13 protein-coding genes are annotated in these 20,220 nt (G+C 61.7%); 8 read left to right on the top strand and 5 right to left on the bottom strand.

Annotation, left to right across the window (positions count from 1 at the left end; genetic code table 11):
* Positions 1–456: 456 nt before the first annotated feature.
* Both E4O98_RS09305 and E4O98_RS09310 read left to right on the top strand, forming a co-directional pair.
* Positions 457–2,487: a HAMP domain-containing methyl-accepting chemotaxis protein gene (locus E4O98_RS09305; RefSeq protein WP_248134816.1), complete on the top strand. Its 2,031-nt coding sequence runs from the start codon at positions 457–459 to the stop codon at positions 2,485–2,487.
* Positions 2,488–2,612: 125 nt separating this feature from the next.
* Complete coding sequence (locus tag E4O98_RS09310) at positions 2,613–3,041, top strand: hypothetical protein (RefSeq protein WP_032877832.1); 429 nt, start codon at positions 2,613–2,615, stop codon at positions 3,039–3,041.
* On the opposite strand, the gene E4O98_RS09315 is transcribed toward E4O98_RS09310, so the two are convergent.
* A complete protein-coding gene (locus tag E4O98_RS09315) occupies positions 2,988–3,764 on the bottom strand; it encodes a TatD family hydrolase (RefSeq protein ID WP_032877831.1) in 777 nt (258 codons plus the stop codon). The two genes, E4O98_RS09310 and E4O98_RS09315, sit on opposite strands and share 54 nt — an antisense overlap.
* A 2-nt stretch (positions 3,765–3,766) precedes the next feature.
* A complete protein-coding gene (gene cra, locus E4O98_RS09320; protein ID WP_032877829.1) occupies positions 3,767–4,762 on the bottom strand; it encodes a catabolite repressor/activator in 996 nt (331 codons plus the stop codon).
* 293 nt (positions 4,763–5,055) lie between these two features.
* Between cra and ptsP the strand changes: the two genes are divergently transcribed.
* From ptsP to E4O98_RS09340, 4 genes are all read left to right on the top strand, one after another.
* A complete protein-coding gene (gene ptsP, locus E4O98_RS09325) occupies positions 5,056–7,914 on the top strand; it encodes a phosphoenolpyruvate--protein phosphotransferase (RefSeq protein WP_228309336.1) in 2,859 nt (952 codons plus the stop codon).
* Complete coding sequence (gene pfkB / locus E4O98_RS09330) at positions 7,915–8,835, top strand: 1-phosphofructokinase (protein ID WP_223017578.1); 921 nt, start codon at positions 7,915–7,917, stop codon at positions 8,833–8,835.
* 11 nt (positions 8,836–8,846) lie between these two features.
* Positions 8,847–10,565: a PTS fructose-like transporter subunit IIB gene (locus E4O98_RS09335; RefSeq protein ID WP_248134818.1), complete on the top strand. Its 1,719-nt coding sequence runs from the start codon at positions 8,847–8,849 to the stop codon at positions 10,563–10,565.
* Positions 10,566–10,696: 131 nt separating this feature from the next.
* Positions 10,697–12,238 (top strand): alkaline phosphatase D family protein, encoded by a 1,542-nt coding sequence (locus E4O98_RS09340; protein ID WP_032877824.1) that lies wholly within the window; start codon positions 10,697–10,699, stop codon positions 12,236–12,238.
* Between the two features lie 69 nt (positions 12,239–12,307).
* On the opposite strand, the gene E4O98_RS09345 is transcribed toward E4O98_RS09340, so the two are convergent.
* Both E4O98_RS09345 and E4O98_RS09350 read right to left on the bottom strand, forming a co-directional pair.
* Entirely contained in the window at positions 12,308–14,833 is a 2,526-nt protein-coding gene (locus E4O98_RS09345; RefSeq protein WP_148853453.1) for a sulfite reductase flavoprotein subunit alpha, read from the bottom strand.
* A 136-nt stretch (positions 14,834–14,969) separates the two neighbouring features.
* Positions 14,970–17,255 carry a TonB-dependent siderophore receptor gene (locus E4O98_RS09350; RefSeq protein WP_248134820.1) on the bottom strand — a complete coding sequence of 762 codons (2,286 nt, stop codon included), beginning with the start codon at positions 17,253–17,255 and terminating at the stop codon, positions 14,970–14,972.
* A 205-nt stretch (positions 17,256–17,460) separates the two neighbouring features.
* On the opposite strand from E4O98_RS09350, the gene E4O98_RS09355 reads away from it, so the two are divergent.
* Both E4O98_RS09355 and E4O98_RS09360 read left to right on the top strand, forming a co-directional pair.
* A complete protein-coding gene (locus E4O98_RS09355) occupies positions 17,461–18,141 on the top strand; it encodes a Fe2+-dependent dioxygenase (protein WP_032877821.1) in 681 nt (226 codons plus the stop codon).
* Between the two features lies 1 nt (position 18,142).
* Positions 18,143–18,892, top strand: coding sequence for a tetratricopeptide repeat protein (locus tag E4O98_RS09360; RefSeq protein ID WP_248134822.1), 750 nt, complete (start codon positions 18,143–18,145; stop codon positions 18,890–18,892).
* Positions 18,893–18,941: 49 nt separating this feature from the next.
* Here E4O98_RS09360 and E4O98_RS09365 read toward each other — a convergent pair whose 3' ends face one another.
* Positions 18,942–20,105, bottom strand: a complete 1,164-nt coding sequence (locus tag E4O98_RS09365; protein ID WP_005784717.1) for a type III PLP-dependent enzyme — start codon at positions 20,103–20,105, stop codon at positions 18,942–18,944.
* Between the last annotated feature and the right edge of the window lie 115 nt (positions 20,106–20,220).

Here is a 20,220-nt window from a genome sequence, read left to right on the forward strand (position 1 = left end):
ACGGTTGGTTCCGCTTTTACAGCGGGTCACTTTGGAAAAGAGCCCCAAAGTAACCAAAGGGCTCTTGCCCCACCACTCGGCACCTCGCTTAGGCTCGGTGTGCCCGTAATCCGACATTGATTTGGGGGGCCGCCGCCACGCGCCATCCATGGCGCGGGGCGGCTAAACCGGCATCCCTGCCGGTTTACCCCCCAAATCCATGTCGGATTCCGGCCAGCGTGGTTTAACGGGGCGCTTAAGATCAAGATCAAAAGCAGATCAAGATCAAGATCAAGAGCGGCTCGCTTCGCATCGTGGTTACGGGGGCAAGCCCTCCTACATGTGCTCTCCGGATCTGCCGTTAACCTTACGTTACAAAACTTCCCTTCGAATTGAGCTATACAGACAGAGCGCCAAATAGTGGCTATCTGCCGCCGCCCTGCGCCTCAATAACAATAAAAGAAGGGGAGATCACCTGTGATGAGCTTGCTCTATCCTGCCGTCGCGCTGATGAACCGCCTGAGCTTCGGCATGAAGTTCAGCCTGATCAGCGTACTGTTCCTGCTGCCGATGCTGGCGACCAACTATTACCTGGTGCGTGACTCGTGGCGCGAATTTCAGGGCACCCGTATCGAACTGCAAAGTCTCGACCTGCTTGGCAGCAGCCTGGCATTGCGTCGTGAATTGGAAACGCTCAACAACCAGGTGCAGATCAACGTCATCCTCGGACAGTCGGGCAAGGCGGCTGATCTTGAAGCGCAGATCACTGCCCTGGAGCAACGTGTGCTGGAGCGGTTGCAGGGGCTGCACGCCATGGCGACGCAGCCCGAGCAAGTCGAGGTTTTTGAAAACAAGCGCGACGAGCTGATCGCCGCGTTCAAGGCGCAGCAACAGGAAACCTCGTTGCTCAACAAAGCGGCGTTGATCGGCAAGTTACTCAACCAGGCCCAGATGCTCAGCCAAATCATCGCCAGCCAAGCCGGCTTGAGCCGTGATGTGCAGAGTGACCTGCGCCAACTCAGCGACCTGGTCACTGCGGTCACCCCACAGGTCACCCAACTACTCGGTGAGGGCCGCGCGATGGGCGCGTATTCCCTGGGCCAGGGCTTTATCAATTCCTCCTCCAGTACGCGCTTTGATGAGTTACTGCAACAGGTGGAAAAGCTCCAGGGCGAATACGGCTTGAAGCTGCAGGACGCGCTGGGCGCCAGCAACGCCGCGCACGCAGCACTCGATAGCTTGGCGCAAGCCAGCCAGGCCAGCCTCAAGCAAGGCAGTGAGTTGTTCGAAGAACAGGTGGTGATGGCCGAGACCCTGGATACACCGTGGCAAGGTTTTTACGACGGCGTCAGCCAACTGATGGCCAAGACCTATCAACTCGATGACGCCACTTTAGCGTTCATCGGCCAGCAACTGGAGCAGCGTCTGGCGCAAAACCGCCTGCACATGGTGTTGCTGGTCGCGGCCCTATTGGCAGTATTTGCGCTGATCTTCTACTTGTATGCAGGTTTCTTTGTCTCCACCCGCACTACCTTGCGCAGCCTGGGGGCGATGATGGACAAAGTCGCGGCCGGTGACATGACGGTCACTTTCGTCGCCCACAGCCGCGACGAGCTGGGAGACCTGGGCCAAGTATTCAATGGCACCGTGGCCAAGATCCACGACCTGATTGAGCGCGTCGGGCATACGGTCAGCCAGGTCGAGTTGCAGGCCAGCCAGGTGCAGACGATTTCGGCACAGAGTAACCAGGCGGTATCCGGCCAGCGCAGCCAGATCGAACAAGTGGCAACGGCGATGAACCAGATGTCTGCCACCGCACAGGAGGTGGCGCGCAGCGCGGCGGCGGCGGTCAACAGTGCACAGAGTGTCAATGATGAAACCGTCAGCGGACGGGCGCTGGTGCAATCTCAACAAAGCGGCATCGCACGCCTGGCTTTGGAGATCGATGAGTCGGTGCGGGTGATCAATCAGTTGGCGGCCGATAGCCAGTCCATCAGCAGCGTATTGGAGGTGATCAAGAGCATCGCCGAGCAAACCAATTTGCTGGCGCTCAACGCGGCCATCGAAGCTGCGCGTGCCGGTGAGCAAGGACGCGGTTTTGCCGTAGTGGCCGATGAGGTGCGCACCCTGGCCCGGCGTACCCAGCATTCCACCGGAGAAATCGAACAAATGATCAGCCGCTTGCACAGCGGCGTCGGCGCAGCGGTAAAGGCGATGGGCAGTAGCCATGAAATGGCGAGTGGCACGGTAGGGCAGTCGGAAAAGGTCCAGCACGCCCTGGAAAATATCCTCGGTGCCGTAGGCATGATTGTTGACCAGAACCAGCAGATCGCCGCTGCCGTGGAGCAGCAAACGGCGGTCGCTCACGACATCGACCAGAATATTGTCCAAATCAACCGCGCCGGTGAACATGCAGCACAAGGCGCCCAACAGACCGAAGCGGCCAGCCGGCAGTTGTCGGCGCAGGTCATTGAGCTGAAGCAATTGATTGGTGCGTTTCGGGTGTAAGAACTTTCTGTGGGACTGGGCCATGAATCACGTGGCATTTGTCCTGATTTGCCGGGCTGTGTTTTATCGCGACGTGAATGGGTGAGAATTTGTTTCATCAGTCACGGTCACGAGGGGATACGACGATGGCCGCTGCAATCGGCATCAAAGGGCATTGTGCCCAGTGCAACATGACGTTTGAACTCAAGCCTTGGCAACTGAACGCCATCGCCATGGAAGTACCGTTTGACTGTGCGTACTGCCACTCGGGCCTGCAGTTGTGCTGCCACAAGCAGTTGCGTCAGTTTCGCGCCCTGGACCAGTGGGCGCTGGTGCGGCCCGGCATGATCATGCTGACGTGCGCGACCTTGCTGATGGCGTTGTTCGCAGAGTGGTTGGGGCTGCTCAGCGTGATCGGGCAGCTGAACATTTCGCTGGTCGCGGTGTTGATTTATCTGCTGGTCGTGCGCTACGCCCGTTATCGGCAAAGGATGACCTTGAACTTGCAGGTCATCAGCCCGCTACCAGTTGAACAGCTCGCACGCATTGCGTGTGCTCGTCTCACCCAGCAATAAAGGGCTGATGCCCATACGCTCAGCCAGGGCGGTGCAGATATCCGGCAGGTGTTGCGGGCAATTGCGCTGGTTGGGATACATGGCCGGGGCCATGTCCGGCGAATCGGTTTCCAGTACCACGGCTTCAAGAGGCAATTGTGCCAGTACCTTGTGCATGCGCAGGGCCTGGGGCCAAGTGGCGGCGCCGCCCAGACCGAGTTTGAAGCCCAGTTTGATGTACTCGCGGGCCTCTTCAATGCTGCCGGCGAACGCATGAATGATCCCGCCCCTCGGTAGACGGATGCGCTTGAGCGTAGCAATCACGACGGCGTGGCTGCGGCGTACATGCAGCAAGGCGGGGAGTTGGAAATCCGCCGCGAGTTTCAGCTGGGCTTCGAACAGGCTTTGCTGGCGCTCGCGATCCAGGTGCTCAAGGAAGTAATCCAGACCGATTTCGCCCACGGCGCAGAGTTGCCGATGGCCGTGCAAGCGCGTCAACCAGTCACCCAGCTCCAGCAGGTCGGCAGGGCGATGCTCATCGAGATACACCGGGTGCAAACCAAAGGCAGCGAACAAACCGTCGTCCTGCTGCACCAGATCCCACAGCCGCTGCCAGTTTTTCTGATACACCCCCAGTACCACCAGACGCCGTACCCCGAGTTCACGGCTATGGGCGAGGACTTGCGGGCGGTCGTGATCGAAGTCCGCAAAGTCCAGGTGGGTGTGGGTGTCGATCAGCTCCACGTTCAGACCTCGTGAATGCGCTGCTTGAACGTGCGGCCAATCGCATGCACACCCGGTTGGTACTGTTCTTCTTCAATGGCCGCCAGGGCCAGGCGCAGAGCTGTCTCGGCGATCAGTTGATGTTGCTGGGCCATGGCGTTGACTGGCAGCGGCAGGAAGTCCAACAGTTGGGTGTCGCCAAAGGTGCCCAGGCGTAGCGGCCGCGACCGGAGCGGGAAGTCATGCAGCGCATCGAACACGCCTTGCAGCAGCACGTAGGAGGTAGTCACCAGCGCGTCAGGCAAATGCCCCAGGCGCTGCAGCAGTTGCTCCATCAGCTGTCGGCCACAGTCACGGCTGAAGGCTTCGCCCTGTTCGATGATCACTTCGCCGGTGAAGTCTTGCAGCGCTTCACGAAAACCCGCAGTACGTTCCTGGCTGATGCTCAGCTCGGGACGTGCGCCGATCAGCGCGATTTGCTTGGGCAGCGGTTGTAGCAGGCTGCTGGTGAGTTGCTGACAGGCCTGGTGATCATCGCTGACCACTGAGCAGAACTGGTCAGGCTCCATCACCCGGTCGATGGCAATCACCGGCAACCCCTTGGCTTGCAAGTCTCGATAGCTGTCATCGCTGGCCGGCAGGCAACTGGCGACGAACAACGCATCGCAACGCCGCGCACGGAACAGTTGCAGCAGTTGGCGTTCGCTGTCGGCTTCGTCATCGGAGCTGGCAATCAGCAACTGATAGCCCCGTGCCCGGGCGCCTTGCTCCAACAGTTTGGCAATGCGTGCGTAGCTGGGGTTTTCCAGGTCTGGCAGGATGAACCCCAGGGTGCGCGTATGCCGGCTGCGCAGCCCGGCGGCTTGAGGGTTGGGGGTAAAACCATGGGCCTGGACCACGGCACGCACACGCTCAACGGTTGCGTTGCTGATGCGCTGCTGTTCGGCCTTGCCATTGATGACATAGCTGGCGGTGGTCACGGACACACCGGCCAGACGTGCAATATCACTGAGTTTCAAACCGGGATTTCCTTGTTTTTTAGAGCGTGCCCCGACATTTTGTCCAATCGTAACCGATTCCAGCCCACGACCAATGTCCCACGACAGGTGCCGAGTGGTGCTTCAAGCTTGCGCAATTAACGCGTAATCTGCCATAAATTCTAGATTAAACGTTTCAGCAAGCGTATTTTTACGATGTTCGCCGCTGAGTGGCTACTGCCAATTGACCACTCAGTCAGTTATTTTTGAACGTCCCGCGCTGATTTATTCAAAACAATACCTAGTGCGCACATCGCACTAACTAGGAGAACGGCATGCTTGAGCTCACTGTAGAGCAGATATCCATGGGCCAGGTGGCTGTGGATAAATCTGCTGCCTTGCACCTGCTCGCTGACAAACTGGTGGCCGATGGCCTGGTTGCCGAGGGGTATCTGAGCGGCCTGCAAGCCCGTGAAGCCCAGGGTTCGACCTTTCTCGGCCAGGGCATCGCCATTCCCCACGGTACGCCAGAGACCCGCGACCAGGTGTTCACCACGGGTGTGCGCCTGCTGCAGTTCCCCGAAGGGGTGGACTGGGGCGATGGCCAGATCGTCTACCTGGCGATTGGCATCGCCGCCAAATCCGACGAACACCTGCGCTTGCTGCAACTGCTGACCCGTGCCCTCGGTGAAACCGACCTCGGCCAGGCGTTGCGCCGTGCCGGCAGTGCCGAAGCGTTGTTGAAGCTGTTGCAAGGTGCGCCCCAGGAACTGGCGCTGGATGCGCAGATGATCAGCCTGGGCGTGTCTGCCGATGATTTTGAAGAGTTGGTATGGAGGGGGGCGCGCCTGCTGCGCCAGGCCGACTGCGTGAGCAATGGTTTTGCTGCGGTGTTGCAACAGGTCGACGCGTTGCCCCTGGGCGATGGCCTGTGGTGGTTGCACAGTGAACAGACAGTCAAGCGTCCGGGCCTGGCGTTTGTCACGCCGGACAAACCCATGCGCTACCTCGGCCAGCCGCTGCACGGCCTGTTCTGCCTGGCGAGCCTGGGCGAAGCCCACCAAACCTTGCTTGAACGCTTGTGTGCCCTGTTGATTGAAGGGCGCGGCCAGGAATTGGGGCGTGCCACCAGCAGCCGTGCGGTGCTGGAAGTGCTGGGCGGCGAATTGCCACCGGACTGGCCCAGCGCCCGCATCAGCCTGGCCAACGCCCACGGCCTGCACGCCCGTCCGGCCAAGATCCTTGCGCAACTGGCGAAAAGTTTTGACGGCGATATCCGCGTGCGCATCGTTGATGGACCGGTGGGCGCGGTATCGGTCAAAAGTTTGAGCAAGTTGCTCAGCCTCGGTGCGCGTCGTGGCCAGGTGCTGGAGTTTGTCGCCGAGCCGACGATTGCCGGCGATGCACTGCCTGCACTGTTGGCCGCGGTCGAAGAGGGCCTTGGCGAAGAGGTCGAACCATTGCCGGCCCTGAGCGCCCAGCCTGCTCCTGTGGATATCGAGCCGGTGCTCAGCGCGCCATCGAGCGGCAGCCAGATCCAGGCCATCGCCGCCGCGCCGGGCATCGCCATCGGCCCGGCGCATATCCAGATTCCACAGCTGTTCGATTATCCCCTGCGCGGTGAGTCTGCCGCCACTGAACGCCAGCGCCTGCACGCCGCCCTGGGCGATGTGCGTAAGGATATCCAGGGCCTGATCGAGCGTAGCCAGGCCAAGGCCATCCGTGAGATTTTCATTACCCATCAGGAGATGCTCGACGACCCGGAACTGACCGACGAAGTCGATACCCGCCTCAAGCAGGGCGAAAGCGCCGAAGCTGCGTGGATGAGTGTGATCGAAGCCGCCGCCAAGCAGCAGGAAGCCTTGCAGGACGCCTTGCTGGCCGAGCGCGCCGCTGACCTGCGTGACATCGGCCGTCGCGTGCTGGCGCAGTTGTGCGGTGTCGAAACCGTCCAGGAACCCAGCGAGCCCTACATTCTGGTGATGGATGAAGTCGGCCCCTCGGACGTTGCGCGCCTGGACCCGGCCCGCGTAGCCGGCATTCTGACTGCCCGCGGTGGTGCCACCGCTCACAGCGCCATCGTCGCGCGCGCCCTGGGGATTCCCGCCTTGGTCGGTGCTGGTGCTGCGGTGCTGCTGCTGAGCGCCGGTACGCCACTGCTGCTCGACGGCCAGCGCGGTCGCCTGCATGTCGACCCGGACGCCGCTACCCTGCAACGCGCCACCGTGGAGCGCGACACCCGCGAACAACGCTTGCAAGCTGCCTCGGCTCAACGCCACGAGCCGGCGCTGACCCGTGACGGTCACGCCGTGGAAGTGTTCGCCAATATCGGTGAAAGCGCCGGTGTGGCGAGTGCGGTGGAGCAGGGCGCCGAAGGCATTGGCCTGCTGCGCACCGAACTGATTTTCATGGCCCACCCTCAGGCGCCGGACGAGGCTACCCAGGAAGCCGAGTACCGCCGCGTCCTCGATGGGCTCGGCGGTCGCCCGCTGGTGGTGCGCACCCTCGATGTAGGCGGCGACAAGCCCTTGCCCTATTGGCCCATCGCCCAGGAAGAAAACCCCTTCCTTGGCGTGCGCGGCATTCGCCTGACCTTGCAACGCCCGCAGATCATGGAAGCGCAATTGCGGGCACTGCTGCGTTCGGCGGATAACCGGCCGCTGCGCATCATGTTCCCCATGGTCGGCAGCGTGGATGAATGGCGCGCCGCCCGCGACATGACCGAGCGCCTGCGCCTGGAAATCCCGGTCGCCGATTTGCAACTGGGCATCATGATCGAAGTGCCGTCAGCCGCCTTGCTGGCGCCGGTACTGGCCAAGGAAGTCGACTTCTTCAGCGTCGGCACCAACGACCTGACCCAGTACACCCTGGCCATCGACCGCGGCCACCCGACCCTGTCGGCCCAGGCCGATGGCTTGCACCCAGCGGTCTTGCAACTGATCGACATCACCGTGCGCGCCGCCCATGCCCATGGCAAATGGGTCGGCGTATGCGGCGAGTTGGCGGCGGACCCGCTGGCGGTGCCGGTGCTGGTCGGCCTGGGGGTGGATGAGTTGAGCGTGTCGGCCCGCAGCATTCCTGAAGTGAAGGCGCGGGTGCGCGAATTCAGTCTGAGCGAGGCCCAGGGCCTGGCGCAACAAGCACTGGCGGTGGGTTCGCCCGCGCAAGTGCGTGCCCTAGTGGAGGCCGTGTAGATGGCGAAGATTCTGACCCTGACGCTGAACCCGGCGTTGGACCTGACGGTGCGCCTGGCGCGCCTGGAGCCCGGTGCAGTCAATCGCAGTGAGGCGATGTTGACCCACGCGGCCGGCAAGGGCGTGAATGTGGCGCAGGTGCTGGCCGACCTGGGCCACCACGTCAGCGTTGGAGGGTTTCTCGGTGACGCGAACCCTCAGGCTTTCGACGCGCTGATCGCCAGCCGCGGGTTTGGCGATGCGTTCGTCCGCGTGCCGGGCGAAACCCGCAGCAATATCAAGATTGCCGAACAGGACGGACGTGTCACCGATATCAATGCGCCGGGGCCGCTGGTGAGTGAAGCGGCGCAAACAGCGCTGCTTGAGATGATCGCGAAGAAGGGTGCGCAATTCGATGCGGTGGTGGTGGCCGGTAGCTTGCCGCGCGGCGTCAGCCCGCAGTGGTTTCAAGCACTGTTGGGTCAGTTGAAAGACCTCGGTTTGAAAGTCGCCCTGGACACCAGTGGTGAAGCGTTGCGCGCTGGTTTGCAGGCTGGCCCGTGGCTGGTCAAACCCAATACCGAAGAGCTGGCAGAGGCCCTGGATAATGCCACCGATGCCATCAGCCAATTGCATCAGCAAGGCGTCGAGCATGTGGTGGTCTCCGACGGCGCCGCAGGCGTGACCTGGTACCGCCCAGGCGCGGCTCTACACGCCACGCCACCCAAGGTGACGGTGGCCAGTACCGTGGGCGCTGGCGACTCGCTGCTGGCCGGGATGCTTCACGGTTTGCTCAGTGGCGATACGCCTGAGCACACTTTGCGCCGCGCCACGGCGATTGCCGCGATGGCCGTCACGCAGATCGGTTTTGGCATCAGCGATGACGCGCAGTTGGCGCGCCTGGAAAGCGGCGTCGATGTACGCGCGCTGACAGAACAATAAGAGGGTTTGTGATGAAGTTAGCCATTGTTACCGCCTGCCCCAACGGCATGGTCACCAGTGTGCTGTGCGCCCGCTTGTTGGACGCCGCCGCCCAGCGCATGGGCTTGCACACCAGTGTCGAGGTCGTTGATGTGCAGCGCCCGGAACGTCAGTTGTCCCAAGCCACGATCGATGATGCCGAGTGGGTACTGCTGGTCAGCAGCACGCCGGTGGATATGCAGCGTTTTGTCGGCAAACGCGTGTTTCAAACCACACCGGCCCAGGCGCTGGCAGATGTCGAAGGCGTATTGCGCCGGGGCGCTGAAGAGGCCCAGGTGTATGTCGCCAGTGACGCCCCGGTATCGGCGAAGAATGCGCCGCGTATCGTCGCGATTACTGCGTGCCCGACCGGGGTGGCCCACACCTTCATGGCCGCCGAAGCCTTGCAGCAGACCGCCAAGCGCTTGGGCTACGACTTGCAGGTCGAGACCCAAGGCTCGGTCGGCGCCCGCACACCGCTGAGCCCGCAAGCCATCGCCGAGGCCGACGTGGTGTTGCTGGCGGCGGATATTGAAGTCGCCACCGAGCGTTTTGCCGGCAAGAAAATTTACCGCTGTGGCACCGGCATCGCCCTCAAGCAATCCGAAGCCATCCTTAACAAAGCCCTGGCTGAAGGCGCGGTGGAAAACGCCGGCAGTGGCGCGCCGGCCAAGTCGGAGAAAACCGGGGTCTACAAGCACCTGCTCACTGGCGTGTCGTACATGTTGCCGATGGTGGTGGCGGGGGGCTTGTTGATCGCCTTGTCATTTGTGTTCGGCATCCATGCTTTCGAACAGCCAGGCACCTTGGCAGCGGCGCTGAAAAGCGTCGGTGACCAGGCATTCCTGCTGATGGTACCGCTGCTGGCGGGCTACATCGCCTACTCGATCGCCGACCGTCCTGGCCTGGCGCCGGGCATGATCGGCGGCTTGCTGGCGGGGACGCTGGGGGCTGGGTTTATCGGCGGCATCCTGGCCGGTTTCGTCGCGGGTTACTGCGTCAAGCTGATCAGCCGTGCGGTGCAATTGCCCCAGAGCCTGGAGGCGCTCAAGCCGATCCTGATCATCCCGTTGCTGGCCAGCCTGTTCACCGGCCTGGTGATGATCTACCTGGTGGGCCCGCCGGTCGCACGTTTGCTGACGGGTCTCACCGATTTTCTCAGCACCATGGGCACTACCAACGCAGTGCTGCTGGGCATTTTGCTCGGCGGCATGATGTGCGTGGATTTGGGCGGGCCGATCAACAAGGCGGCGTATGCGTTTTCCGTCGGCCTGCTGGCGGCGTCGAGCGGCGCACCGATGGCCGCGACCATGGCTGCCGGCATGGTGCCGCCGATTGGCATGGGCATCGCTACGTTATTGGCTCGGCGCAAGTTCGCCCAGACTGAACGCGAAGCCGGCAAGGCCGCGATGATCCTGGGCCTGTGCTTTATCTCCGAAGGCGCGATCCCGTTCGCGGCCAAAGACCCGCTGCGCGTGATCCCGGCCAGCATCGCCGGTGGCGCGCTGACCGGTGCGCTGTCGATGTACTTCGGCTGCAAGTTGGCCGCGCCCCATGGCGGGTTGTTTGTGCTGGTGATTCCGAATGCGATGAACCACGCGTTGTTGTACTTGCTGGCGATTGTGGCGGGCAGTGTGTTGACGGGGGTGGTGTATGCGCTGCTCAAGCGACCGGAAGCCGTGGAGCTGACGGTCACTGCTGCCAGGGGCTGATGGGATTCAGAATGTGGGAGGGAGCAAGCCCCCTCCCACATTTGGATCTCCATTGTTTGTAAGGCCGGTGTCATCTTCGTTTCATCCCATCATGCTTTAGTGGCCCTTTTGATACTCAAGAGGGCACCTGCATGAGCCACTTCGATCTCGGCCGCCGCCGCGTGATGCAAGCCGTGGGCGCCGGCCTGTTGTTGCCGGGCCTGGCCCCGGCGGTGATCGCTTCGGTGAAGGACCGGCCGCAACTCACCGATGGCGTGCAATCGGGCGACCTGCTCGGCGACCGTGCGATGATCTGGAGCCGCAGCGACCGCCCCGCGAAGATGGTGGTGGAGTGGGATACGCGCAGTGTGTTCAGCAACCCCCGCCGATTGGTTTCCCCGCTGGCCGACAGCCGCAGCGACTTTACTGCCCGTGTCGAGCTCACCGGTTTGCCGGTCGATCAGTCGATCTTCTACCGTGTTCACTTCGAAGACGCCCAGACCGGCGTCGCCAGTGAACCCTGGTTCGGTCACTTGCGCAGCGAGCCGCAACAGCGTCGCGATATCCGCTTTGTATGGAGCGGCGACACCGTTGGCCAAGGCTTCGGCATCAACCCGGAGATTGGCGGTATGCGTATCTACGAAGCCATGCGCCTACGCCTGCCAGACTTTTTTATCCACAGCGGCGACACCATCTACGCCGACGGCCCGGTGCCCGCGCAGTTGACCACCGAAGGCGGACGTATCTGGCGCAACATCACCACCGAGGCCAAGAGCAAAGTGGCGGAAACCCTCGATGAGTATCGCGGCAATTACCGCTACAACCTGCTGGATGAAAACGTGCGCCGCTTCAATGCCCAAGTGCCGCAGATCTGGCAGTGGGACGATCATGAGGTGATCAATAACTGGTCCTCCAGCAAGCAACTGGATGAGCGTTACCAGACCCGCGACATCAATACCCTGGTCGGCCGTGCGCGGCAGGCCTGGCTGGAATATTCACCGATGCGCCGCCAGAGTGCCGACGGCGGCGGGCGTATTTATCGCAAGCTCAGTTACGGGCCGCTGCTGGACGTGTTTGTGCTGGATATGCGCAGCTATCGTGGGCCGAATGATGACAACCTGGGCGGCGAAAAACCCTTCCTCGGTCGCCAGCAACTGGACTGGCTCAAGCGCGAACTCAAGGCGTCGCAGGCGCAATGGAAGGTGATCGCCGCCGACATGCCGATTGGCCTGGGCGTGCCCGACGGTGAAGTCAGCCCCGGCGTGGCGCGTTGGGAAGCCATCGCCAATGGCGACCCCGGTCCGGCGCAAGGGCGTGAGCTGGAGATTGCCGAACTGCTTGGCTTTCTGCGTGCGCAGAAGGTGCGCAACCATGTGTGGCTGACGGCCGATGTGCACTACTGCGCGGCGCACCACTACCACCCGGACCGGGCGGCGTTCCAGGATTTCGAGCCGTTTTGGGAGTTTGTGGCAGGGCCGCTGAATGCCGGCAGCTTCGGGCCGAATCCGTTGGATAAAACCTTTGGCCCGCAAGTGGTGTTCGAGAAAGCGCCGCCTGCGCAAAACACCTCGCCGTTTGCTGGCTTTCAGTTTTTTGGTGAAGTGCAGATTGATGGGCAGACGGGGGAGTTGACCGTCATTTTGCGCGATCTCGATGGCGTTTCGGTGTTTGAGCAAAAACTGCAACCTGCCTGATTGGAATGCAGTTAAAACTGTGGGAGGGAGCAAGCCCCCTCCCACAATTGATCTTCATTGCCTGACGGGTCAGTAGACATCCCGGCGATAGCGGCCCTGTTCAATCAAGCGCTCCACCGCCTCACTGCCCAGGATATCCACCAACGCCTGATCCGCCCCCGTCGCCATCCCTTGCAAACTGCCGCACACATAAATCGCCGCGCCGTCCGCCAGCCATTTGCGCAACACATCTGCCGATTCGCGCAGGCGATCCTGTACGTAGATCTTCTCTTCCTGGTCCCGCGAAAACGCCAGGTCCAGCAGCGCCAGGTCGCCACTGGCCAGCCAGCCTTGCAGTTCGTCCTGGCACAGATAATCGTGGGCGATATTGCGCTCGCCAAACAGCAACCAGTTACGCTGCTGGCCATCGGCAATACGCGCCTTGAGCAGGCTGCGCAGGCCCGCAAGGCCGGTACCGTTGCCCAGCAGGATCAACGGCACGGGAGCGTCCGGCAGGTGGAAGGCACTGTTGCGGCGCAGGCGCAGGCTGATACCCGAACCGATGGCGGCGTGTTCGGTCAGCCAGCCGGAGCCCAGGCCCAGGCTGCCGTCGGGGTGGCGCTCCTGGCGCACGATCAGTTCCAGCACGCCGTCGCTGGCAATCGAGGCGATGGAATATTCGCGCATACCCAGGGGCACCAGTGCGTCCACCAGGGCTTGGGCATGCAAGCCGACCAGGTGTGCACGGTTGTCCGGCAGTTGACGGTTGGCCAGGGCTTGATCGAGCGTTTGTGCCAAGCCGTCGATCAACACGCCGTCACTGCCGGCCAGGCCGAGGCCGTCGAGGAAATGCTCCACGGCCCACGGACAATTGCGCGGCAAGACCTCCACCAAGTCACCGGCGAGCCAGCTCTGAGGCGAGGGTGGAGTGAGACCTAGCAGGTAGACATCGGCCCCCGCGCTGCCGGGGTTGAGCAGGCGGCGTTGGCTCAACGTCCAGTTTTCGTACGGGTCTGCCTGCCAGGCTGCCGCGGATCCGTGACCGGTGAGCTGGCCCAGTTGCTGTTGCCAGGTGTGCAGGGCCACTGCGTCGCCGCTGTCGACTTCCACCGGGGCAAACAGCGGGTTGCCGCCCTGGTTGGTCAGCCAGAAATGCAGGCGCCGGGCGAAGCCACAGAAGTGTTCATACTGCCGATCACCCAGGGCCAGTACCGAGTAATTCAAGCCTTTGAGGGGCAGGTCCTGGCCGAGCACGCTGCGCTCGAAACCACGGGCGCTGTCGGGGGCTTCGCCATCGCCGAAGGTGCTGACCACAAACAGCGCATGTTGCGATTGGCTGAGGTCGTCGCGGCTGACGCTGCCCAGGGGCTGCACCTTGACCGCAACGCCGGCGGCCTGCAATTGCCCGGCAGTCTGCCAGGCCAACTGTTCGGCAAAGCCGCTTTGGCTGGCAAACCCGATCAGCCAGGCCGGCGCATCGCTGTGAGGGGCACTCAAACTTTGGCGGGCTTCGCGTACCTGGCGTTTCTTGCGACGACGGTCGAGGTACAACAGCCAGCCAGTGATGAAAAACAGGGGCATGAGCAGCGAGCTGACGGTGAGCACGATGCGTCCGATCAGGCCGAAATAACTGCCGGTGTGCAACGCATAGACGCTGGTCAGCAATTGAGCCTTGAGGCTCTTGCTGGCATAGCGATCATGGGATTTGACCTCGCCGGTGGCCGGGTCCAGGTTGATCTGGTTCAGCGCACGGTCATGGGGTGAATCCTTGAGCAGGTAGTACACGGTGGCCGGTTGCCCGGCGACGGCCGGCATACGGATATTGTAGGCACTCAGGTCGGGGCCGGCGTTGCTGTAGATGCTGCTCCAGATCGCGTCGTAGTTGGCTAGCGGAGCAGGGCCAGCAGGTGGCGGGCCGCGTTTACGCATCCGCTCGTTCTGCGGCGCATCGGAGAGCAGTTTGGTCACGCCCTGGTTGTACCAGTCGTAGGACCAATACAGCCCGGTCAGTGCCGCCAGCAGATAGAACAGCAGGCACCAGGTGCCGAACACCGAGTGCAGGTCCCAGTTGAAGCTGCGGCCCTTTTTGCGCCAGTCCAGGGTCAGCCACACGCGCCAGCTTTTTACCTGGCGCGGCCAGCGCAGGTACAAACCAGAGAGGCAGAAAAACACCAGGATCAGGGTGCAGGCGCCCGTGATATTGCGCCCAGTGTCGCCGATGGCGAGGAAGCGGTGCAGTTGCAGGATAAAGCCGAATACATCCTGGCCGACGGCGTCGCCCAGGTAGTCGCCGGTGTACGGGTCGAAGTAGCGCATCTGGCCACGACGCTCCCCCGGGGGCGGGGTAAAGGCGACCCGGCCGGCGTTGCCGCTGTCGCTTTCCACCCACAGCATCGCGACGCTCTTGCCTTCGGTGGCCTCCAGCTTGCGCACCAGCTCGGCAGGCGGCAGTACGCCGGCTTCGCGTTTCTGTACGTTCAATACTGTGGGGTTGAGGGCCCGCAGGATTTCATCCTGGAACGAGTACGCAGCCCCGGTGATCCCCATCAAGGCCAGCACCAGCCCGGCAGTGATGCCGAAGAACCAGTGCAACTGAAACAGGGTTTTCTTCAACACGTCGGAGCGCCTCGCTGATCTGGATATCGATGTCACGGCGCGCATTATGCCGTGGGTTATCGAGAAAAATTCTGTTTTACACACAAAAGCCCCACGCATCCGATACGTGGGGCCTTGGGTCGAGCATTGATTGCGTTTAGAAGTGGAAGCTGGTGGTCAACAGGGCGGTACGACCGGCCGCCTGGTTGGCGAAGTGAGTGGAGAAGGCCTTGTCGTAGTAGGTCTTGTCGGTCAGGTTCTGCACGTTAAGTTGCAGGTCGACGTTCTTGGTCAGCTTGTAGCTGGCCATGGCGTCGTAGCGAGTGTAGGAGGGTACGTACACGGTGTTGCCGACATCGCCGTAAACCTGATCGACATAAAAGGCGCCGCCGCCGATGGTCAGCTTGGGCGTGATGTCGTAGGTGGTCCACAGGCTGAAGGAGTTCTTCGGCGTGTTGGGCATCTGGTTGCCTTTGTTGGAGCCGGCACTCACTACACCGTTACGCCCGTTCAGGCCGGATTTGACCAGCTCGCTGTCCAGGTAGCTGTAGCCCGCAAACAACTGCCATTTATCTGTGATCTTGCCGCTGGCGGACAACTCGATGCCGTCGACCTGAGATTCACCGGCGTTCTGGTAGGTGAGAGCGTCCACCAGGATGCGGGTGTTTTTCTTCTCGGTGCGGAAGATAGCTGCGGTCAGAGACAGGCGATCGTGGAACAGGTCCCACTTGGTGCCCAGTTCATAGTTGACGGTTTCTTCGGGCTGCAAGTCGCTGGTGGCGGCACCGGCTGACAGTGGGTTGCCGTCGGAGCCTTCGCCGATCAGGCCACCGGCAGGCGTGGCCGAGGTCGCGTAGGACGCATAGATGCTGCCGTTCTCCAGCGGCTTCCACACCAGGCCGGCCTGCCAGTTGAAGAACTGGCTGTCGTCCTTGATCTTCGAGCGTCCGGCCACGGCGTTGCTGTTGGCCTCGGTATCGAAGGTGTCGTAGCGCAGGCCCACGTTCAGCAGCCATTTCGGATCAAGCTCGATGGTGTCGAACACATAGGCGGCGCGGCTGGTGGCCTTGGTGTTGGTGCCCATGTAGTTGCGCGCGACGCTGCCGTTCCAGGCGTCGTCCGGGTTCGGGTTGCTCAGTGAGGTGCACTGGCCGCCCAGGCTGCCCTTGGCCGGGTTGCACACCGGGTTGGCGTTGGGGCTGACGGTATAGCCGCTGACACGCGTTTCTTCACCGGTGAATTCCAGGCCGGTGGAATAAGTGTGCTTGAAGCCCAGGGCCTGGAAGCTGCCGAACAGGTCGGTCTGGTTGGTGGTTGTGGTCGTGGTGGAGACGCGGCTGTTGGCGCGACGCCAGACAGTGCCGTAGCGGTTGACGTTGAACTTGCTGTCATCCGGCTGGGTGAGCACATAGTCCTGGCCGGTGCTGCCATGGCGCAGGGTATTTTTCAGCGTCATGTTGTCGTTCAGGTCGTGCTCGATGGAGAACGTGCTGATGTCGGCGCGGGTCTTGCGGAAGTCGCGGCTTTTCAAACCGTAGAAATTGTTGCTGTCGCCGCCGTCGTTGGGTTTGTCGTGCGCGTGGGCGGTGGCGGTCGAGGAACCATAGCCATACGGAATCCCCGAATCCGGCAGGTCATCGCTTTCCATATGGTAATAGCTGAGGTTGACGCGGGTCGGCGTGCCCAGGCCAAACGTCAGCGACGGGGCTACACCCCAGCGGTCGTAGTTCACCGCATCGCGGCCTGCCACGTTTTGTTCGTGGCTCATCAGGTTCAGGCGGAAGGCGGCGCTGTCGTCGAGGAACTGGCGGTTCACGTCGAGCACGTAGCGGCGGGTCTGGTCGGAGCCGTAGGTAAAGCCGCCGTTGGTGAAGTCACGTGCTTGTGGGGTTTTGCTCACCAGGTTGAGGCTACCACCGGCCGAACCACGGCCGCCGAACGAGGAGTTCGGGCCCTTGCTGACTTCGATGGACTCGATATCGAAGATCTCGCGGCTCTGGCCGCCGGTGTCGCGCACGCCGTCCAGGTAAGTGTCGCCTTGGGCATCAAAACCACGAATGAACGGGCGATCGCCTTGGGGGTTGCCGCCTTCACCGGCGCCGAAGGTAATGCCCGGTACGGTGCGCAAGGCGTCCTGCAACGACGTGGCGGCAGTGTCCTTGAGTACTTGTTGCGGCACCACGGTGACCGAACGCGGTGTGTCCACCAGCGGCGCGGTGTATTTCTGCGACGAGGCTTTTTCCACCTGATAGGAGGTGTTGTCCTGGTCCTGGCCGGTAATGTTGGTGGCGCCGAGGGAGATAGGGTTGCGCTCGCCTTTTTGCTCGGTGTTTTCTGCTGCCTGCGCCAGGTGGGCGGCAGAGCTGGCGCTGAGGGCAACGCCGATGGCCGAGGCCAGCATACGTGGTGAACTGGCGGTTGTTATTAGCGTAGTGCGCGACATGACGTGTCCCTTCCCCAAGGATGTGAGGCCGCGGAATATAGGGCCAACAAGACTTTGTATCAATTGAGAGGTATTGCTATTCGCATCGAATTTACATTCTTTACACTTTTTCGTTACGGATTTTGCGTTCTCGTTCGTCCCCGGGTTTTACAGGGCGGATAAGAATCAATACCATTGGCGCCTCTCTGATCGCAGGTATTGCCTCATGTTGCTGCACATTCCCGACCTGTTCTCTCGCGAGGAGGTGCTGCGCATTCGCCAAGCCCTGGAAGAGGCCGAATGGGCCGATGGCAAAATCACTGCCGGGCATCAGTCCGCCAAAGCCAAGCACAACCTGCAATTGCCCGAAGGCCACCCATTGGCCAAGGAGATCGGCGCAGCCATGCTGGAGCGGTTGTGGAGCAACCCGCAGTTCATGTCGGCGGCGCTGCCGCACAAAGTCTTCCCGCCGCTGATCAACTGCTATACCGCAGGTGGCAGTTTTGACTTCCATATCGACAATGCGGTGCGCCAGCCCAAAGGCAGCCACGAGCGCGTGCGCACCGACCTGTCGTCCACGCTGTTCTTCAGCGATCCCGACGAGTACGACGGCGGCGAACTGGAGATCCAGGACACCTTCGGCCTGCAACGGGTCAAGCTCCCCGCCGGCGATCTGGTGCTGTACCCCGGCTCCAGCCTGCATAAAGTCAACGCCGTGACCCGTGGTGCTCGCTATGCCTCGTTCTTCTGGACCCAAAGCCTGGTGCGCGAAGACAGCCAGCGCACCTTGCTGTTCGAAATGGACGGCGCCATCCAGCAACTGAGCCGCGACGTGCCCGAGCACCCGGCGCTGATCCAGCTCACCGGCACCTATCACAACCTCCTGCGCCGCTGGGTCGAGGTCTGAGATGGGCTTTTTATTGCGTCGCCAGGAAGTGCTCAACGTCGAGCAATTGCAGTCCATGCTTGATGATTCCCCGGTGCGCACCGCCCAGGCGATTCTGATCGCAGCCAAGGAAGGCGTGGTCGATGCCCAGGCGTTGCTCGGGCAGATCCTGCTGGAAGGGCGCGGTATTGCACGCGATGAAGCGCTGGCGCTGCGCTGGTTCCAGATTGCGGCGCAGGGCGGGCACGTGATGGCGCGCAATATGGCCGGGCGTTGCCTGGAGCATGGTTGGGGTTGCGCCGTCGATGAAGCGGCAGCTGCGCGGCAATACCGGCTGGCAGCAGAGACCGGCCTGGATTGGGGCCAGTACAACTACGCCAACCTGCTGGCGACCGGCCGTGGCGTTGTGCAAGACCAGGCCCAGGCGCTGACGCTTTATCGCCAGGCGGCAGAGCAGGGCCACGCCAAGTCGATGAATCTGTTGGGGCGTTATCTGGAAGATGGGCAGTATTGCCCCAAGGATCTTGAGGCAGCCGTTGAATGGTACCGGCGCTCCGCCGAAGCCGGGGATTTTCGGGGGCAGTTCAGTTATGCGGCGGTGCTGGCGCACAGAGGCCAAATCGACGCTGCGCTGGAGTGGCTGCGCAAGGCGTTGGCGCATGGGAATCTCAAATTCCTGCGAACGGCGCACAAGGCGCTGGCGCTGGCCAATGAGCCGCAGATTCGCGCCATGGCCAATGCCTATCAACAGCGTGCCGCGACCTTTTCCTGAAGCCAAAAAAAACCCATGACTTGTCATGGGTTTTTTATATGCGGCGTTCTTACACGTAGAACGATTTCAACGGTGGGAACCCATTGAACTCAATCGCGCTGTAGCTGGTGGTGTACGCACCGGTCGACAGCCAGTACAAACGATCACCAATCGCCAGGTTCAGCGGTAGGCCGTACTTGTAGTTCTCGTACATGATGTCGGCGCTGTCGCAGGTTGGGCCGGCAATGACCACTTCTTCCATCTCGCCCTTCTTCTCGGTCCAGATCGGAAACTTGATGGCTTCGTCCATGGTTTCGATCAGGCCGGAGAACTTGCCCACATCCGTGTACACCCAACGCTCGACGGCGGTACGCGACTTACGGGCCACCAGCACCACTTCGCTCACCAGGATACCGGCGTTGGCGATCAGCGAACGGCCTGGCTCCAGGATGATTTCCGGCAGGTCGTCGCCGAAGTCTTCCTTGAGGAAGCGGATGATTTCTTCGGCGTAGGTTTCCAGGCTGTTGGTGCGGGTGATGTAGTTGGCCGGGAAGCCGCCGCCCATGTTGATCAGCTTCAGTTCGATGCCGTCTTCTTCTTTCAAACGCTCGAAGATCACCTTGACCTTGGCGATGGCCGCGTCCCACACGCTGATGTCGCGCTGTTGCGAGCCAACGTGGAACGAGATGCCGTAAGGCACCAGGCCCAGGTCGCGGGCGAGGATCAGCAGGTCCATGGCCATGTCGGTCTGGCAGCCGAATTTGCGCGACAAAGGCCAGTCGGCCGTGGTCGAGCCTTCGGTGAGGATGCGCACATACACTTTCGAGCCCGGCGCGGCCTTGGCGATGTTGCGCAGGTCGGCTTCGGAGTCGGTGGAGAACAGGCGCACGCCCTTCTCGTAGAAGTAGCGGATGTCCTTGGATTTCTTGATGGTGTTGCCGTAGCTGATACGGTCGGCGCTGACGCCGCGGTCCATGACCTTGTCCAGCTCGTAGATCGAGGCGATGTCGAAGCTCGAACCCTTGTCTTTCAACAGGTCGATGATCTCGACGGCCGGGTTGGCCTTGACGGCGTAATACACTTTGGCGAATTCGAAACCGGCGCGCAGGTCATCGTAGGCCTGGCTGATCATCGCGGTATCGATCACCACGAACGGGGTTTCTTGCTTGTCGGCGAACGCCTTCATTTTGTCAAAGGTGGCGCGCGCGAAATAATCTTCGACGTTGATCGACATGCTGGGGAACTCCTAAGGGCAAACTGTATTGATCAATGGGTGCAAATGAACGTCCTCCGTATCCCCACTTTGGTTCGCCTACTTCCCAAGGCATGTCGCCGAAAGCAAAAAGGCC

Source organism: Pseudomonas sp. W2Jun17 (genome assembly GCF_023127795.1).
GTDB lineage: Bacteria > Pseudomonadota > Gammaproteobacteria > Pseudomonadales > Pseudomonadaceae > Aquipseudomonas > Aquipseudomonas synxantha_A.

Bases quoted from the DNA above. Each gene is read 5' to 3' on its own strand.
- E4O98_RS09360 (WP_248134822.1), top strand. From the start codon at position 18,143: ATGGGCTTTTTATTGCGTCGCCAGGAAGTGCTCAACGTCGAGCAATTG.
- E4O98_RS09335 (WP_248134818.1), top strand. From the start codon at position 8,847: ATGAAGTTAGCCATTGTTACCGCCTGCCCCAACGGCATGGTCACCAGT.
- pfkB (WP_223017578.1), top strand. From the start codon at position 7,915: ATGGCGAAGATTCTGACCCTGACGCTGAACCCGGCGTTGGACCTGACG.
- E4O98_RS09355 (WP_032877821.1), top strand. From the start codon at position 17,461: ATGTTGCTGCACATTCCCGACCTGTTCTCTCGCGAGGAGGTGCTGCGC.
- E4O98_RS09365 (WP_005784717.1), bottom strand. From the start codon at position 20,105: ATGTCGATCAACGTCGAAGATTATTTCGCGCGCGCCACCTTTGACAAA.
- ptsP (WP_228309336.1), top strand. From the start codon at position 5,056: ATGCTTGAGCTCACTGTAGAGCAGATATCCATGGGCCAGGTGGCTGTG.
- E4O98_RS09350 (WP_248134820.1), bottom strand. From the start codon at position 17,255: ATGTCGCGCACTACGCTAATAACAACCGCCAGTTCACCACGTATGCTG.
- E4O98_RS09340 (WP_032877824.1), top strand. From the start codon at position 10,697: ATGAGCCACTTCGATCTCGGCCGCCGCCGCGTGATGCAAGCCGTGGGC.
- E4O98_RS09310 (WP_032877832.1), top strand. From the start codon at position 2,613: ATGGCCGCTGCAATCGGCATCAAAGGGCATTGTGCCCAGTGCAACATG.